The sequence below is a fragment of the Stenotrophomonas sp. PS02300 genome, from assembly GCF_029959395.1.
Lineage (GTDB): Bacteria > Pseudomonadota > Gammaproteobacteria > Xanthomonadales > Xanthomonadaceae > Stenotrophomonas > Stenotrophomonas maltophilia_AD.
In genome coordinates this window covers 1-17,523 of sequence record NZ_JASCOP010000092.1, presented here as the reverse complement: position 1 = coordinate 17,523, position 17,523 = coordinate 1, and the positions used below count along the sequence as shown (strand labels likewise).

Genomic DNA, 17,523 nt, shown 5'->3' with positions numbered 1-17,523 from the left:
TTCGATCCCCGGGGGGCCACCGCCGAGGCCTGCTTCGCGGGCGGCGATGGGCCGCGGCGGGAGGGCTGGAGTGGGCTGCGCGTGGTGCCGCGCCGGATCGAGTTCTGGTACGGCGCGCAGTTCCGCCTGCATGAACGCTGGTGCTATGAGATCGACGCCAACGGGCAGTGGGGCAAGCGCCTGCTGTACCCGTAAGCGCCGCTCATCCGACCACCGGCAGGGTCAATGCGCCGATCAGCGACGACATCGCCTTCTGCCGGGTGGTGATGGCGCCGACCGCTTCGAACAACGCATACAGCTGGGCGCGCCGGGTTTCGGCATCGGCCGCCTGCGTGAACGCGTCCAGCGTGTGAGTATCGGCATTTCCGCGGCGGGTGGTGGCACCACCGATGGTGGTGGTGGGCTCGCGCTGCAGCCAGTAACGCGCCTCCAGCGAAGGTACGGAGCCGGGGTCGGTGAGCGCCTCGGCCAACCGGTCCAGGTCGGCACCATGCGAATCCAGCAGCGCGGCCCAGGTCTCAGCGCGGGGCTGCGTGGCCGAACACAGGGACAGGTAGCGCATCAGCGGGCTGGTCAGCGTGCCTTCGCCCAGCCGGTCGTAGCGGGTGAACTGGGTTGCGCGGTTGTGCTCCACCCGGATCGTCGGTGCCAGCCCCGGCAGCACCGGCACCGGTACCGTCACGCCCAGCGACTGCGCGGTGCCGGTGGCCAGGCGCACCGCATGCAGGTGGTTGCCGCGCGCGGACGGCGGGAAGTCTGGATCGGTCTGGAAGGAAGGGCGGAAGAAGCGCACCAGCAGCTGGCTGGTGCCGGTGACCCCGAGGTCGGCCGACAGCGGCGCGATCAATGCTTCGGCTTCGTGCAGGGGCAGCGCCCCCCACTCCGGCAACTGCCGCTCCACCTCGGACAGGATGGTGCCCAGCGCGGGCGCGAGGTGGGCGGCCACCGTCAGCTCCAGGTAGTCGCCGTTGCGCAGGGGATCCGGATCCTGGCGCACATGCCGTGCCACGCCGATCTCTCCGGTGGCGGTCAGCAGCGGCAACGATGCAGAGAGCGACAGGCTGCCGCGGGTGGTGGCGATGCGCTGGATCTGCTCGCGGAACGCATGCGTCGCCCGGTACACCCACGCGCGGTCGTGCGGCAGAGTGGTGTCGTGGATGCGCCGCGCTTCGGACTGCACGCTGCGCTGCAGGCGGGCCCACCCTGCATGTGCTGCCGCTGCGCGGGTGTCAGGTGCCGGCGCCGCCTGCAGCCAGGCGAGCGTGTCGAGCAGGGCGATCATCACTGGTTCGGGCGCGGCGGTGCTGCTGCCCCAGTCGCGTGCCAGCGACGCCAGCGGCGCGCGTGCCTGCGCCGGCGCCCGCAACGACAGGTCGGCCAGCGCCTGCAGGTGGTCGAACGCGGCGCCGACATGTGCCACGGCCTTCTGTCGCCTTTCCAGGTTGTCCGGGTCCCGCGGCGCCGCCATGACCTGCTGGACGATCTGCAGCGCGTGCGAACGGGGCTGGTTGCCCACCAGGTGCGCCACGCGCGTTTCCAGCACGGTGCGGATGCCGGGGTCTTTGCTGGCAGGCAGGCCGTCTTCGCCGAGTTCGGTCAGCCGGGTCGGCAGCGCCGCCCGCAGTACGGTGCGGTTGGCCGCAGCGGCAGCGCCGAGCTGTCCCACGCCATACCCGGCAGTGGCCGCCAGCGCGCCGCCATGGGTGGTCATGCCGGCGGTGATCAACAGGCCGCGCTTGCCGAATGCCAGTGGCTGCGCCACGGCCTGTTTTCCAAGCAGGACCGGCAGCGTCGACTGCAAGGCGAGCGCGCGGCTGGTGCGCTCGTCGTAGCGGTCGCGTCGTGGCTCGGTCACGCGCTTGAACGCGCGCTGCAGGACGTTGCCGCCCAACCGGCGGGCGACCGAGGCGTGCGCCAGGCGCAGCACGCGGGTGCGCATCGACATGGAGATGTCCGCATCCCCTTCGGTCGAGTAGCCGCTCACTTTGCCTTCCACGCCCAACCCGGGGGCGACGGTCGCCTGGACGCTGGCTTCAGCACTTACCGTGGCGCTGCGGATCGTGGCGACGGTCAGGTCGTCGAAGGTGGCCACGCTGGATTGCTGGCGCGCCCACGCCGCCGCCCCGGCGTGCAGGCCGCTGGGCAACCCGAAGCGGACGCCGAACATGCCGCCGGTGCCGGCACTGCGCTGCGAGCCGGGCAGCGCGTTGATGCGTTCGCGTTCGGTGTGGCGCGCGATCTGCTCATGCAGCATCGCCTCGGCGCGTGCGGCGCGGGTCAGGTCGTACAGCGCAGTGCGCAGTGCCTTCTGCCGTTCGGGAACACGGCTGCCGCTGGGCAGGCGTTTGATCGCACGCAGCAGCGCGCCGCTCTGTTTGCGGGCCAACGGCTGTTGCGGGTCCAGGGCCAGCGCGTCGAGGGCCTTGCCGAAATCCGCAGGCGCTTCAGCGCGGCACTGTGCCAGCAAGGCGTGGATCTGCCCGCTGAGCACCGCCAGTGCATGCTCGGTGGGGCCGGGTGCGCTGGGTGCATCCTCCCGCTCCTGGTCCGCATTGGCCGCTGCAGCGGGCATCCGCGATACGCGGGCGGGTGCGGGCTGCGCCCGGGTCGCGTGGTTGCTGATGCCGGTCAGCGGGATGGCCCGGGTCGGGCCAGCCGCGGCATCGCGCTGCCTGCGCAGGGTCAGCGCGGTGGCGCGGGTGACGAGGGTGGAAAGGGGCCTGGCGTGAGTGGCTGGGAACATGCGGTGTCCTCGGTGGTGGGCGGATCAACGCTCTGGAACCTAGCCGTGCGGCGGACGGTTGGACATCGCAGCGCTCGCAAACAGTTCACCGGGGGTTTTCGTTGATGAACCTCCTGCACGGGCCACCGAACTTTTCTTCCTCTGGACGTCATCGACGGCGTGTATCGGTCCGCGCGCACCGGCATCGGGCGCCGACGCTTGGGCTGGCGGGAATCCCGGCAACAAACAGGCCAATGCGTCCGGCGCGGTGATGTCGCGGCAGGACGTATCCGATTCCCCTGCGTGTCCCGCGCTGTCAGTTCCTGCCCGTGCAGCAGACGAAATGATGAACATGTCGCACAACCGGATATCCGCATTTGGCTTTAGGAATTTCGCTAATGCGTTGTCGGTTGAAGCCTGCTCTGCGTATCAGAAATGTCGCAGCAGGCTGGGGATGCGCAAAACGCGGTCAGCGGTTTCGTCAAACGGGTTGGCGCAGCCAACGCCACAGCGTCGTGCGCGATACGCCCAGCCGCGCGGCCAGCTGTTCGCGGTTGCCGTGGTGTTCCAGCAGCCACTGCTGCAGGGTTGCTGGCGAGGGGCGTGTGGGCGCAGGCCCCGCCTGCAACGCGGCGCCATCGGCCGCGACAGCACCTGCCGTACCCGGCAGGAGTTCGGGCAGCCACGACTGCAGCTGCGCCAGTCCCAGTACGCCCTGGTCGGTTCGCCAGTGGATGCGCAGGCGATCAACCAGGTTGCGCAGTTCGCGCACGTTGCCCGGCCAGGCGTAGGCGCATAACCGTTCGGTGGCGGTGGCATCGAGCGGCGAGGGACGCTGGCCCAGCTGCTGGAAGAAGTGCTCCAGCAGCATCGGCACGTCCTGCGGGCGCTCGCGCAGGGTGGGCAGCGCGATCCGCAGCGCGGCCAGGCGGTAGTAGAGGTCGCGCCGGAAGCGCTGCGCTTCCACCAGCGACTCCAGCGTCTGCAGGGTGGCCGCCACCACGCGCACATCCACTGCGGTGGGTTCGGTCGCACCCACGCGCAGCACTTCGCGCTCTTCCAGCACCCGCAACAGACGCGTCTGCAGCGGCAACGGCAGCTCGCCGATCTCATCCAGGAACAAGGTGCCGCCATCGGCGGCTTCAACCAGGCCGACCCGCCCGCCACGCCGCGCACCGGTGAAGGCGCCTTCGGTATAGCCGAACAGCTCTGCTTCCAGCAGCGATTCGCTGATCGCCCCGCAGTTGAGCGCCACGAAGCGGCCGCTGCGGCCACTGGCGGCGTGCAGCTGCCGGGCGACCAGTTCCTTGCCGGTGCCGGTGGCACCGGTGACCAACACCGTGCTGTCGTGCGGGGCATAGAGTGCGATGCGTTCGCGCACCTGCTGCATCGGGGCGCTGTCGCCGAGCAGGCGATGCTCGGTGGGGCGCGGCCGGGCAGGGGGGCGCCGACGCGGTGCCGCCACGCCGGACCGGGCCAGGGTCTGGGTCAGTTCCAACGCGTGTTCGAAGGCCTGGCGCACCGAATCGGCGGAGTACAGCAGCACGCCGGGCAGGCCCACCCGCTCGGCGTGGTCGATGGCCATGCCGGTGCCGACGATCACCTCGATGCCGTTGGCGCGCATGTCGGCGATGCAGTCGCGCGCATCTTCGCGGGTGACGAAGCGGCGGTGTTCGATATCCAGCCCGAAGCTGTGCTGGAAACTGCCGAAGCTGGGCACGTCGGTGGCATGGGTGACCAGCCCGATCCGTGGTGCGATCCGCCGGGCCCGGGCCAGCGCTTCCATCAGGTCGAAGCCGTTGGCCTGGATCGGCACCAGCGGTACCTCCAGCCGGCTGCGCAGGTAGGCCGCGTTCGAGCCGCCGGCAATCACCACGTCACAGTGCTCGCGGCGAAGGCGCTGGCCGATCACATCCACGGCTTCCTCGAAGCCGAGATTGATCGGCACGATCCGGGCGCGGCGGTCGAACTCGGGGATGACATCACCGAGCAGGCCGGTCAGCCGCGACACGCTGACCGTCCAGATCACCGGAAGCGCGCCGGGGTCGGGATCGGGGAGGCGAGGGCGGGGCAGGCGGATCGACATGGGCAGCGGCCGTGTTTCAGTTCCATCCATGTTACATCTGTTTCAATGTTTCAAGATGAAACGACGGGCTGGCTGGTTGGGTGTAACCAGATCAATGACTTACCGGTTGGCACGTGACTTGCGCCATTGGCAGGGTCAACCACGATGGAATGTTGCCCATGAGCACCCCTGTTTCCTCCGCCGGCGCCCGTTTCCGCGCCGCGCTGGCCGCCGAATCGCCGCTGCAGGTGATCGGGGCGATCAACGCCAACCACGCCCTGCTGGCGCAGCGCGCCGGCTACCGTGCCATCTACCTGTCCGGCGGCGGCGTCGCGGCCGGTTCGCTGGGCCTGCCGGACCTGGGCATCAACACCCTGGAAGACGTGCTGATCGACGTGCGCCGTATCACTGATGTGTGCGACCTGCCGCTGATGGTCGACATCGACACCGGCTTTGGCCCCAGCGCGTTCAACATCGCGCGCACCGTCAAATCGCTGATCAAGGCCGGCGCGGCCGCCTGCCATATCGAAGACCAGGTCGGCGCCAAGCGCTGCGGGCATCGTCCGGGCAAGGAAATCGTCACCCAGGGCGAGATGGTGGACCGGGTCAAGGCAGCGGCGGATGCCAAGACCGACCCCGACTTCTTCCTGATCGCGCGCACCGACGCCATCCAGGTGGACGGCGTGGATGCCGCCATCGAGCGCGCCATCGCCTGCGTGGAAGCAGGCGCCGACGGCATCTTTGCCGAGGCCGCCTACGACCTGGCCACCTACCGCCGCTTCGTGGATGCGGTGAAGGTGCCGGTGCTGGCCAACATCACCGAGTTCGGCAAGACCCCGCTGTTCAGCCGCGACGAACTGGCCTCGGCCGGCGTGGCCATCCAGCTGTTCCCGCTGTCGGCGTTCCGTGCGGCCAACAAGGCCGCCGAGAACGTGTATGAGACCATTCGCCGCGACGGCCACCAGAAGAACGTGGTGGACAGCATGCAGACGCGCGAGGAACTGTACGACCGTATCGGCTACCACGCCTTCGAGCAGCAGCTCGACGCGCTGTTCGCCGCCAAGAAGTAACGTCGCACCATTGTTTTCTGGAGGGATCATGAGCGAAGCAACCACCGCCCCCGGCTTCAAGCCGAAGAAGTCCGTCGCCCTGTCGGGCACCGCCGCCGGCAACACCGCGCTGTGCACCGTCGGCCGCAGCGGCAACGACCTGCATTACCGCGGCTATGACATCCTGGACCTGGCCAACACCAGCGAGTTCGAGGAAATCGCCCACCTGCTGGTGCACGGCAAGCTGCCCACCCGCGCCGAGCTGGTCGCCTACAAGGCCAAGCTGAAGTCGCTGCGTGGCATCCCGGCCGCGGTCAAGGCCGCGCTGGAAGAACTGCCGCCGTCGGCGCACCCGATGGACGTGATGCGTACCGGCGTTTCCGTGCTGGGCTGCGTGTCGCCGGAAAAGGACGACCACAACCACCCCGGCGCGCGCGACATCGCCGACAAGCTGATGGCCTGCCTGGGCTCGATGCTGCTGTACTGGTACCACTGGAGCCACAACGGCCGCGCGATCGACGTGGAAACCGACGACGACTCCATCGGTGGCCACTTCCTGCACCTGCTGCATGGCGAGAAGCCACAGGATTCGTGGGTGAAGGCGATGCACACCTCGCTGATCCTGTACGCCGAGCACGAGTTCAACGCCTCCACGTTCACCTGCCGCGTCATCGCCGGTACCGGCAGCGACATGTACAGCTGCATCACCGGTGGCATCGGCGCGCTGCGCGGCCCCAAGCACGGCGGGGCCAATGAAGTGGCGTTCGAAGTGCAGAAGCGCTATGACTCCCCGGATGAGGCCGAGGCGGACATCAAGGCCCGCGTCGAGCGCAAGGAAGTGGTGATCGGCTTCGGCCACCCGGTGTACACCGTCAGCGATCCGCGCAACAACGTGATCAAGGACGTGGCCCGCGAACTGTCCAGCGAACAGCAGAACCTGAAGATGTACGACATCGCCGAGCGCCTGGAATCGGTGATGTGGGACATCAAGAAGATGTTCCCGAACCTGGACTGGTTCAGCGCCGTCAGCTACCACATGATGGGCGTGCCGACCGCGATGTTCACCCCCTTGTTCGTGATCGCCCGCACCTCCGGCTGGAGCGCGCACGTGATCGAACAGCGCATCGACGGCAAGATCATCCGCCCCAGCGCCAACTACACCGGCCCGGACGACCAGGCCTTCGTGCCGATCGACCAGCGCCGCTGAAAGAAGGGCCGGCCCACGGGCCGGCCTTTCCCGTTTTCCCGCACGGCCCGCCAAACACAAGCAGCTACCGCCAGCCATGAACACTGATTACCGCAAGACCCTTCCCGGCACCTCGCTGGACTATTTCGATACCCGCGCGGCGGTCGATGCGATCGCCCCGGGCGCCTACGCCACGCTGCCGTACACCTCGCGCGTGCTGGCTGAAAACCTGGTGCGCCGCTGTGACCCGGCCACCCTGGAGGCCTCGCTGCGGCAGCTGATCGAGCGCCGCCAGGACCTGGATTTCCCATGGTACCCGGCACGCGTGGTGTGCCATGACATCCTCGGGCAGACCGCGCTGGTGGACCTGGCCGGCCTGCGCGATGCCATTGCCGACGCCGGTGGCGACCCGGCCCAGATCAACCCGGTGGTGCCCACCCAGCTGATCGTGGATCACTCGCTGGCGGTGGAATACCCGGGCTTCGACAAGGCCGCGTTCGAGAAGAACCGCGCCGTTGAAGACCGCCGCAACGAAGACCGCTTCCACTTCATCAACTGGACCAAGAAGGCGTTCAAGAACGTCGATGTGATTCCGCCGGGCAACGGGATCATGCACCAGATCAACCTGGAGAAGATGTCGCCGGTGATCCAGGTGCGCGATGGCGTGGCCTTCCCCGATACCTGCGTGGGCACAGACAGCCACACCCCACACGTGGACGCGCTGGGCGTGATCGCCATCGGCGTGGGCGGCCTGGAAGCGGAGAATGTCATGCTCGGCCGCGCCTCGTGGATGCGCCTGCCGGACATCATCGGCGTGGAGCTCACCGGTCGCCCGCAGCCGGGCATCACCTGCACCGACCTGGTGCTGGCGCTGACCGAGTTCCTGCGCAGGGAGCGCGTGGTCGGGGCCTGGATCGAGTTTTACGGCGAAGGCGCCACCGCGCTGACCATCGGCGACCGCGCCACCATTTCCAACATGACCCCGGAGTTCGGCGCCACCGCGGCGATGTTCTCCATCGACCAGCAGACCCTGGACTACCTGCGCCTCACCGGCCGCGAGGAAGCGCAGGTGCAGCTGGTGGAAACCTACGCCAAGGCCACCGGCCTGTGGTCGGATGACCTGGCCAACGTCCAGTACGAGCGCGTGCTGCAGTTCGACCTGTCGAGCGTGGTGCGCAACATGGCCGGGCCGTCCAACCCGCACAAGCGCGTGGCCACCAGCGAACTGGCCGCGCGCGGCATTGCCGACGAAGCCAAGCTGGCCTCCGGCAAGCTGGAGCAGGAACAGGGCCTGATGCCCGATGGCGCGGTGATCATCGCCGCCATCACCAGCTGCACCAACACCAGCAACCCGCGCAACGTGATTGCCGCCGCGCTGCTGGCGCGCAACGCCAACCGCGCCGGGCTGAGCCGCAAGCCGTGGGTGAAGAGCTCGCTGGCGCCCGGGTCCAAGGCCGTGCAGCTGTACCTGGAGGAAGCCGGCCTGATCGGCGACCTGGAGCAGATGGGCTTTGGCATCGTGGGCTTTGCCTGCACCACCTGCAACGGCATGAGCGGCGCACTGGACCCGAAGATCCAGCAGGAAGTGATCGACCGCGACCTGTATGCCACCGCCGTGCTGTCGGGCAACCGCAACTTCGACGGGCGCATCCATCCCTATGCCAAGCAGGCCTTCCTGGCCTCGCCGCCGCTGGTGGTGGCCTACGCCATTGCCGGCACCGTGCGCTTCGACATCGAAAAGGATGCACTCGGCTTCCGCGCCGATGGCAGCGCGATCACCCTGAAGGACCTGTGGCCCAGCGATGCCGAGATCGACGCGGTGGTGGCTGCCAGCGTCAAGCCGGAGCAGTTCCGCCAGGTCTACGAACCGATGTTCACCTTCAAGGTCGAACATGGCGCGCCGATCAGCCCGCTGTACGCATGGCGCCCGCAGAGTACCTACATCCGCCGCCCGCCGTACTGGGAAGGTGCGCTGGCCGGTGAGCGTGGCCTGCACGGCATGCGCGCGCTGGCGGTGCTGGGCGACAACATCACCACCGACCACCTGTCCCCGTCCAACGCGATCCTGGCCAGCAGTGCGGCCGGTGAGTACCTGGCGAAGATGGGCCTGCCCGAGGAGGACTTCAATTCCTACGCCACCCACCGCGGCGACCACCTCACCGCGCAGCGGGCAACGTTCGCCAACCCGAAGCTGATCAACGAAATGGCCGTGGTCGATGGCCAGGTCAAGCAGGGGTCGCTGGCGCGCATCGAGCCGGAGGGCAAGGTCACCCGCATGTGGGAAGCGATTGAAACCTACATGGAGCGCAAGCAGCCGCTGATCATCATCGCCGGCGCCGATTACGGCCAGGGCAGCTCGCGCGACTGGGCCGCCAAGGGCGTGCGCCTGGCCGGCGTGGAAGCCATCGCAGCCGAAGGCTTCGAGCGCATCCACCGCACCAACCTGATCGGCATGGGCGTGCTGCCGCTGGAGTTCAAGCCGGGCGTGAACCGCCTGTCGCTGGGCATCGACGGGACCGAAACCTTCGACGTGGTCGGCGACCGCGTACCGCGCGCCGAGCTGACCCTGGTGGTCAACCGCCACGACGGTGAACAGCTGCGGGTGCCGGTCACCTGCCGCCTGGACACCGCAGAAGAAGTCTCGATCTACGAAGCCGGCGGGGTCCTGCAGCGTTTTGCGCAGGACTTCCTGGAATCCTCGCAGGTGGCGTGACATGACCTATCTTCCCCAACTCCGCATTCCCGCCACCTACATGCGCGGTGGTACCAGCAAGGGAGTGTTCTTCCGCCTGCAGGACCTGCCGTTTGCCGCGCAGATCCCGGGCCCGGCACGTGATGCGCTGCTGATGCGCGTGATCGGCTCGCCCGATCCGTATGGCAAGCACACCGATGGCATGGGCGGGGCGACCTCCAGCACCAGCAAGTGCGTGATCATCTCGGCGCCGTCGGTGCCCGATCACGATGTGGACTACCTCTACGGGCAGGTGTCCATCGATACGGCGTTCGTGGACTGGAGCGGCAACTGCGGCAATCTCAGCACCGCCGTGGGACCGTTCGCGATCAGCAACGGTTTCATCGATCCGACGCGCGTTCCACGCAACGGTATCTGCACGGTGCGGATCTGGCAGGCCAACATCGGCAAGACCATCCTCGCCCACGTGCCGGTGGTGGACGGACAGGTGCAGGAGATCGGCGATTTCGAGCTTGACGGGGTGACCTTCCCGGCGGCCGAGATCGCGCTGGAGTTCCTCGATCCGTCCGACGACGGCGAAGGCGAGGGCGGTTCGATGTTCCCGACCGGCAACCTGGTCGACACGCTCGACGTGCCGGGCGTGGGCAGCTTCCAGGTGACCATGATCACCGCTGGCATTCCCACGATCTTCCTCAATGCAGCGGACCTGGGTTACACCGGTACCGAACTGCAGCCGGCGATCAACGAGGACAAGGCCGCGCTGGCCCGGTTCGAGGCGATCCGCGCGCGCGGCGCGGTGCGCATGGGCCTGATCGACAGCATCGACCAGGCCGCCACCCGCCAGCACACGCCCAAGGTGGCCTTCGTGGCCCCGGCGCAGGACTACGTGTCCTCCAGCGGCAAGCAGATTGCAGCGGGCGACATCGACCTGCACGCCCGCGCGCTGTCGATGGGCAAGCTGCACCACGCCATGATGGGCACTGCGGCGGTGGCGATCGGCACGGCCGCCGCCATTCCGGGCACGCTGGTGAACCTTGCCGCCGGTGGCGGCGAGCGCGGGGCGGTGGCCTTCGGACATCCGTCCGGCACCTTGCGGGTGGGTGCCGAGGCGCGCCTCGTTGACGGCCAGTGGACGGTGACGAAGGCCATCATGAGCCGCAGCGCACGCGTGTTGATGGAGGGCGCGGTGCGGGTCCCCGCCGATACGTTGTAAACAACAGCCGGGCTAGGCCCGGCTCCACCGTTCGGGGGGCGGTTCGAACAGGAGCGCGATGATGACGTCAGATACCTCCCCCACCAGCGATCGCGTTGCCTGGGATGCAGTGATGGTCGACATCGTCGACTACGTGCGCGACTACAAGGTCGCCTCGCCGCTGGCGTTCACCACCGCCCGCCACTGCCTGGTCGACACCCTCGGCTGCGGGCTGGCCGCGCTGGCGTTCCCGGCCTGCAGCAAGCTGCTGGGCCCGCTGGTGCCCGGCAGCCGCGCGGTCAACGGTGCGCGCGTGCCCGGTACCCGGTTCGAACTGGACCCGGTGCAGGCCGCCTTCAACATCGGCGCCATGGTCCGCTGGCTGGACTTCAACGACACCTGGCTGGCCGCCGAATGGGGCCACCCCTCGGACAACCTCGGCGGCATCCTGGCCACCGCCGACTGGCTCAGCCGCAACGCGGTGGCCCTGCGCCGGCCGCCGCTGACGATGCGCGACGTACTGGTGGCGATGATCAAGGCGCACGAGATCCAGGGCTGCCTGGCGCTGGAAAACGCCTTCAACCGGGTCGGGCTGGACCACGTGGTGCTGGTCAAGGTGGCTTCCACTGCGGTGGTGGCGCACATGCTGGGGCTGGACCGCGAGCGGATGCTCAATGCCGTCTCGCTGGCCTGGGTGGACGGGCAGGCGCTGCGTACCTACCGGCATGCGCCCAACACCGGCTCGCGCAAGAGCTGGGCAGCCGGTGATGCCACCAGCCGCGCGGTGCGGCTGGCGTTGATGGCGGCCACCGGCGAAATGGGCTACCCCAGCGCATTGACCGCGCCGACCTGGGGCTTCTACGACGTCTCGTTCGGCGGCCAGCCGTTCCGCTTCCAGCGCCCCTACGGCAGCTACGTGATGGAAAACGTGCTGTTCAAGATCAGCTACCCGGCCGAGTTCCATGGCCAGACCGCCGTGGAGGCGGCCATGCAGCTGCACGCCCGGCTGCGTGCGCAAGGGCGGCGCATTGATGACATCGCGCACATCACCCTGCGTACCCAGCAGGCCTGCCTGCGCATCATCGACAAGACCGGGCCCCTGAACAACCCGGCCGACCGCGACCACTGCGTGCAGTACATGGTGGCCATCGCGCTGCTGTTCGGCCGGCTGGTGGCGGCGGACTACGAGGACGACGTCGCCGCCGATCCGCGCATCGACGCGCTGCGGGCGAAGATCCACTGCGTGGAGGAGCCGCGCTTCACCGCCGACTACCTGGACCCGGACAAGCGCAGCATCGCCAATGCACTGGACCTGCGGTTCACCGATGGCGGCAGCCTGGACGCCACGGTCGAATACCCGCTGGGCCACGCCAGCCGCCGCGCCGAGGGCATCCCAAGGCTGGAAGACAAGTTCCGCGCACACCTGGCGGCTACCTTCCCGACCGTGCAGCAGCGCCGCATCCTCGAGGCTTCGCTGGACCCGGTCGCGTTGGAAGCGATGCCGGTCCACGAATACGTCGAGCTATACGTCGCCGGGTGACCGCTGTGCACACGTCAAGCGGTAGAGCCAGGCCCTGCCTGGCTGCGCGGCCCCCTATACTGGAGCCCTTGTTCAAGGAGTGACGTCATGGCTACGCGCAGTCGGGTCGGGCAATGGAGCTGGAAAGGAATCCTGGGCGTGGCGCTTGTCGCCGGCCTGGCACTGGGGATCGGCGGCTGCAAGCGCAACGACAGCGGCCAGCTGCCGACGCCGTCGGGCGCGCCGATCGCCGCCAAGGCCGAAACCGTCAGCGAGTTCACCCTGGTGCGGGCGTTCCCCGACCAGAAGAGCGACGGCCTGTCGCTGGCCCTGGAGTTCTCGCGGCCGCTGGTCGGTACGCAGGACTTCGACACGCTGGTCCGCTTCGGCGAGAAGGTCGGCACCGAGGACAGCAGCTGGACCCTGTCCGACGACGGCAAGACCCTGCGCTACCCGTTCGTGGAGGCGGCCAAGGAGTACACCCTGATCGTCTCGGCGGACCTGCTGGCCGCCGATGGCAGCCGGATCGGCAAGGAACTGCGACAGAAGGTCTTCAGCGGTGAGCTCAAGCCGGTGGCCGGCTTCGCCTCGCAGGGCAGCGTGCTGCCCGCACGCGACAGCCGCGGTCTGCCGGTGGTGTCGGTGAACGTGAAGGAAGTGGACGTGGAGTTCCTGCGCGTGCGCGACAAGGAACTGTCCAGCTTCTTCAGCCAGTACCAGCGCGGCGGCCGCCGCGGCAGCTGGGAGCTGGACAGCGAATACGGCGACAAGACCCCCATGTCGCAGCTGGCCGAGCCGGTCTACGTCAACCGCTTCGTGCTCGGCGGCAAGCAGAACGAGCGCGTGCTCACCTACCTGCCCACCCAGGACATCAAGGAGCTGCAGGAGCCGGGCCTGTACTTCGCGGTGATGAAGCGCAGCGGCTCGTTCGACAGCGAATTCGACACCGCCTTCTTCACCGTCAGCGACATCGGCCTGCACACCCGTGCCTACAAGGACACCCTGTTCGTACACACCGCCTCGCTGCAGAGCGGCGCGGCGCTGAAGAAGATCGACCTGCGCATCATCGACGCCAAGGGCGAGGTGGTGCTCAAGGGCAGCACCGACGGCAATGGCAACGCGCTGCTCAACTACACGCTGGATGCGGGCCACGTGCTGATTGCCAGCAGCGGTGCGGATACCTCGATGCTGCCCTTCAACCAGCCAGCGCTGGACCTGAGCGAGTTTGCCGTGGCCGGCCGCGACAACGCATGGTTCGACGTGTTCGCCTGGTCCGGCCGCGACCTGTACCGCCCCGGCGAGACCGTGCGCATTTCCGCGCTGCTGCGCGACAACGACGGCAAGCCGGTCAAGCCCCAGCCCGTGTTCCTGCGCCTGAAGCAGCCCGACGGCAAGACCTTCCGCGAAACCCGCCTGCAGCCGGGCGAGCAGGGCTACCTGAGCTTCGAGCAGATCATCCCGGTGGAAGCGCCGACCGGGCGCTGGCAGGTGGAGTTCCGCACCAACCCGGCCAGCAAGGAGGCCATCCAGGGCATGACCCTGCGCATCGAGGAGTTCCTGCCCGAGCGCATGAAGCTGGACCTGGACAGTGCCCAGAAGACCCTCAAGCCGGGCGAGCCGCTCAAACTGCAGGCCGATGCGGCCTACCTGTACGGTGCGCCCGCCGATGGCAACCGCTTCACCGCACGCCTGGCCGTGGCGGCCGAGCAATCACCGGTGGAATCGCTGCCGGGCTACTTCTTCGGCGACCCGACCCTGGAACTGCCGCGCGAAGCGCGCGATGTGATCGATACCGAATTCCCTTCCGATGGCAAGCTGCGCCAGGACGTGGACCTGCCGGCCGAGGTCAAGGCCAGCGCGCCGGTGGCGGTGGTGCTGTCCGGCAGCGTGTATGAAACCGGCGGCCGCACGGTCAGCCGCACCCTGAAGCGGGTGCTGTGGCCGGCCCCGGTGCTGGTCGGCGTGCGCCCGCTGTTCAACCCCGAAGACGGCGCCGATGCCAACAGCAACGCGCGCTTTGAAGTCATGCGCGTGGATGCGGCCGGCAAGCCGCAGCCGGGCAAGGGCCTGAAGGTCACCCTGGTGCGCGAACTGCGCGATTACCACTGGACCTTCAACGACAACCGCTGGGATTACGACTTCAGCCGCCGCTTCGAGAACAAGGAAAGCCGTACGGTCGATGCCGGCAGCGCGGCGGTGGGCGTGGACTTCCCGGTGGAGTGGGGCGAGTACCGCCTGGATGTGTTCGACCCGGCTACGGGGCTGACCAGCCGGTACCCGTTCCACGCCGGCTGGAGCTGGAACGACGAAAACCGGGGCCTGGATGCGCGCCCGGACAAGATCAAGCTGGGCCTGGACAAGACCGGCTACAAGGCCGGCGACAAGGTGCGCGTCACCGTCACCCCGCCGCACGCCGGCAAGGGCGTGCTGATGGTTGAAAGCGACAAGATGCTGTACGTCCAGGAGATCGACGCCAAGCCCGGCAGCACCTTCGACATTCCGGTCACCGCCGAATGGGAGCGCCACGATGTCTACATCACCGCGCTGGTGTTCCGCGGTGGCAGCGCGCCCAGCAAGATCACCCCGGCCCGTGCGGTCGGCGTGGTGCACGTGCCGATGGACCGCAAGGCACGCCAGATCGCGGTGGGGCTGTCCGCGCCCAAGCAGATGCGACCGGAGCAGACCCTGCCGGTGACGGTGAGCGCGCCACAGCTGGCGGGCAAGCTGGCGCATGTCACGGTGTCGGCGGTGGACGTGGGCATCCTCAACATCACCCGCTTCCCGGTGCCCGATGCGGCCGGCCACTTCTTCGCCCAGCGTCGCCTCGGCGTGGATGCCTACGACATCTACAGCCGGGTGATCGAAAGCTTCGACGGCAGCAGCGGCAAACTGAAGTTCGGCGGCGACATGGCCCTGGCCGCGTTGCCGCAGGCCAAGCGCCCCACCGCGCGCGTGCAGACCGTGGACCTGTTCTCCGGCCCGGTGAAGCTGGATGCCAAGGGCATTGCCCGGATCGCGCTGAAGGTGCCGGACTTCAACGGCACCCTGCGGGTGTCGGCGCTGGTCTATGCCGATGACCAGTATGGCAAGCGCGACGTGGAAACCGTGGTGCGCGCCCCGATCCTGGCCGAAGCCAGCATGCCGCGCGTGCTGGCCCCCGGCGACCGCAGCACGGTCACCCTGGATGTGCAGAACTTCACCGGCAAGCCGGGCGAGTTCAAGGTGCAGGTGGATGGGATCGGCCCGCTGACCCTGGGCGAGCCCAGCCGCGCGCTCAAGCTCAACGCCGATGCCAAGAGCACGCTCAGCTTCCCGCTGGTGGCGCGCGAGGGCTACACGGTGGCCAAGGTGCGGGTGCGGGTGGAAGGCAACGGCTTCAAGGTCGACCGCCGCTATGACCTGCCGGTACGCGCGGCGTGGCCGCAGGTGCTGCGCGCGCAGACCCGCACGCTGGACCCGCTGGCTGACGTGGAGATGGGCGCCGGCCTGGCCGACGGCCTGATGAGCGATTCGGTCACCGCGCGCATGCTGGTCAGCGCGCTGCCGCCGATTCCCTTCGCCAGTGCGCTCGACGGAGCCCTGAAGTATCCGTACGGCTGCGCCGAGCAGACCACCAGCAAGGGCTATGCCGCACTGATGCTGGATGATGCCACCTCGGCCATGCTCGGGGCCGATGGCCTGGATGCCAAGACACGCCGCGAACGCATGGAGGGCGCGTTCGGTCGCCTGGCCTCGATGCAGGTGGCCAATGGCAACTTCTCGATGTGGGGCGACGACGGCTACGTCAACCCGTGGCTGACTCCGTACATCGCCGAGTTCCTGCTCGATGCCAAGGACGCCGGCTTCGCCGTGCCTGATGGCGTGCTGCAGAAGGCGCTCAACCGGCTCAGCGAGGACCTGCTCTCCGGCGGCAACCAGTTCTACGGCGAGGACCGCCGCGAGAACCTGAAGTTCGCCAACCAGGCCTACTCGGGCTACGTGCTGGCGCGGGTCAATCGTGCCCCGCTGGGTACGCTGCGCGCGCTGTACGACAACGAACGCAGCAAGTCGCTCACCGGCCTGTCGCTGGTCCACCTGGGCATCGCGCTGTCGCTGCAGGGCGACCACAAGCGGGGCGATGCGGCCATTGCGGCCGGTTTCGCCAAGCCCAGCAGCGAGCGGCCGCAGTACTTCGGCGATTACGGCAGCGCGGTACGCGACGATGCGTTGATGATCGCGCTGCTGCACGAGCGCAAGCTGTCCAAGCCGGCCTACGACGCACGCGCAGTGGAGCTGGGCCGCGCGCTGGATGCCCGCCGCAATAATGGCTGGATGTGGCTGAGCACGCAGGAACAGGTGGCCATCGCGCGCCTGGGCAAGGCACTGGCGGCCAACCAGACCAAGCAGGTGTCCGGCGAGCTGGCCATCGGGGGCGAAGTGGAAGCGATCGCCGCGCGCCGCATGTTCGGCCGCAGCTTCGACTACGCCGCACTGGCCAAGGGCGTGCGGTTCAGCCCGCAGGGCGAGCCGCCGATGTTCGCCAGCCTGGAAGTGGCCGGCATTCCGCGCACCGCGCCGGAACCGGACAGCCGTACCCTTGGCGTGGAACGCAGCTGGTTCACCACCGACGGCAAGCCGTGGACCCCGCGTGCGCTGAAGGAGGGCGAGGCCCTGATCGTGCGGGTCAGCGTCACCCCGAACGTGGACATGCCCGATGCGCTGTTGACCGACCTGCTGCCGGCCGGGCTGGAGATCGAGAACTTCAACCTGGGCGATGCCAAGCAGTGGGCCGACGTGGTGGTCGATGGCCTGCGCGTGGAGGATCGCGGCGAGGCGGCCACGCTGCGCCACGAGGAGTTCCGCGACGACCGCTACGTGGCCGCGCTCAAGCTCTCGCGCGGCAGCACCGCCAAGGTGTTCTACCTGGTGCGTGCGGTCACCCCCGGCACCTACACCGTGCCGCCGCCGCTGGTCGAGGACATGTACCGCCCCGACCTGCGCGGGGTGGGGCGCAGCAACCCGACCACCCTGACGGTGGTCCAGCCGTGACTGTGGGCGGGGGGCCCCCCCCCGCGGGGGGCGCCCCGCGGCGGGGGGGGGGCGGGAGCCCCCAGAAGAA

At 68.4% G+C, this 17,523-nt stretch carries 9 protein-coding genes; 7 read left to right on the top strand and 2 right to left on the bottom strand.

What is annotated here, in order from left to right; genetic code table 11:
• The coding region (locus QMX79_RS15240; RefSeq protein ID WP_282247479.1) for a pyridoxine 5'-phosphate oxidase C-terminal domain-containing protein at nt 1-195 on the top strand (195 nt) is incomplete at its 5' end.
• A gap of 7 nt (nt 196-202) precedes the next feature.
• On the opposite strand, the gene QMX79_RS15235 is transcribed toward QMX79_RS15240, so the two are convergent.
• Together QMX79_RS15235 and prpR are read right to left on the bottom strand one after the other, a co-directional pair.
• A complete protein-coding gene (locus QMX79_RS15235) occupies nt 203-2,743 on the bottom strand; it encodes a hypothetical protein (protein ID WP_282247478.1) in 2,541 nt (846 codons plus the stop codon).
• Nucleotides 2,744-3,203: 460 nt separating this feature from the next.
• Nucleotides 3,204-4,808 carry a propionate catabolism operon regulatory protein PrpR gene (gene prpR / locus QMX79_RS15230; RefSeq protein ID WP_282247477.1) on the bottom strand — a complete coding sequence of 535 codons (1,605 nt, stop codon included), beginning with the start codon at nt 4,806-4,808 and terminating at the stop codon, nt 3,204-3,206.
• A 149-nt stretch (nt 4,809-4,957) separates the two neighbouring features.
• Here prpR and prpB point away from each other — a divergent pair, with 149 nt between their 5' ends.
• From prpB to QMX79_RS15200, 6 genes are all read left to right on the top strand, one after another.
• Nucleotides 4,958-5,857, top strand: a complete 900-nt coding sequence (gene prpB, locus QMX79_RS15225) for a methylisocitrate lyase (protein ID WP_068853669.1) — start codon at nt 4,958-4,960, stop codon at nt 5,855-5,857.
• 28 nt (nt 5,858-5,885) lie between these two features.
• Entirely contained in the window at nt 5,886-7,043 is a 1,158-nt protein-coding gene (gene prpC / locus QMX79_RS15220) for a 2-methylcitrate synthase (protein ID WP_282247476.1), read from the top strand.
• 76 nt (nt 7,044-7,119) lie between these two features.
• Nucleotides 7,120-9,735, top strand: coding sequence for a Fe/S-dependent 2-methylisocitrate dehydratase AcnD (acnD, locus tag QMX79_RS15215; RefSeq protein WP_282247475.1), 2,616 nt, complete (start codon nt 7,120-7,122; stop codon nt 9,733-9,735).
• A gap of 1 nt (nt 9,736) precedes the next feature.
• Complete coding sequence (gene prpF / locus QMX79_RS15210) at nt 9,737-10,927, top strand: 2-methylaconitate cis-trans isomerase PrpF (protein ID WP_282247474.1); 1,191 nt, start codon at nt 9,737-9,739, stop codon at nt 10,925-10,927.
• Nucleotides 10,928-10,988: 61 nt separating this feature from the next.
• Complete coding sequence (locus QMX79_RS15205; RefSeq protein WP_282247473.1) at nt 10,989-12,446, top strand: bifunctional 2-methylcitrate dehydratase/aconitate hydratase; 1,458 nt, start codon at nt 10,989-10,991, stop codon at nt 12,444-12,446.
• Nucleotides 12,447-12,533: 87 nt separating this feature from the next.
• Nucleotides 12,534-17,453, top strand: coding sequence for an alpha-2-macroglobulin (locus QMX79_RS15200; protein ID WP_282247472.1), 4,920 nt, complete (start codon nt 12,534-12,536; stop codon nt 17,451-17,453).
• Nucleotides 17,454-17,523: the final 70 nt, after the last annotated feature.

What these genes read in the sequence shown, in the direction of transcription:
- QMX79_RS15235 (WP_282247478.1), bottom strand. Translation starts at nt 2,743, where the DNA reads ATGTTCCCAGCCACTCACGCCAGGCCCCTTTCCACCCTCGTCACCCGC.
- prpR (WP_282247477.1), bottom strand. Translation starts at nt 4,808, where the DNA reads ATGTCGATCCGCCTGCCCCGCCCTCGCCTCCCCGATCCCGACCCCGGC.
- prpB (WP_068853669.1), top strand. Translation starts at nt 4,958, where the DNA reads ATGTTGCCCATGAGCACCCCTGTTTCCTCCGCCGGCGCCCGTTTCCGC.
- prpC (WP_282247476.1), top strand. Translation starts at nt 5,886, where the DNA reads ATGAGCGAAGCAACCACCGCCCCCGGCTTCAAGCCGAAGAAGTCCGTC.
- acnD (WP_282247475.1), top strand. Translation starts at nt 7,120, where the DNA reads ATGAACACTGATTACCGCAAGACCCTTCCCGGCACCTCGCTGGACTAT.
- prpF (WP_282247474.1), top strand. Translation starts at nt 9,737, where the DNA reads ATGACCTATCTTCCCCAACTCCGCATTCCCGCCACCTACATGCGCGGT.
- QMX79_RS15205 (WP_282247473.1), top strand. Translation starts at nt 10,989, where the DNA reads ATGACGTCAGATACCTCCCCCACCAGCGATCGCGTTGCCTGGGATGCA.
- QMX79_RS15200 (WP_282247472.1), top strand. Translation starts at nt 12,534, where the DNA reads ATGGCTACGCGCAGTCGGGTCGGGCAATGGAGCTGGAAAGGAATCCTG.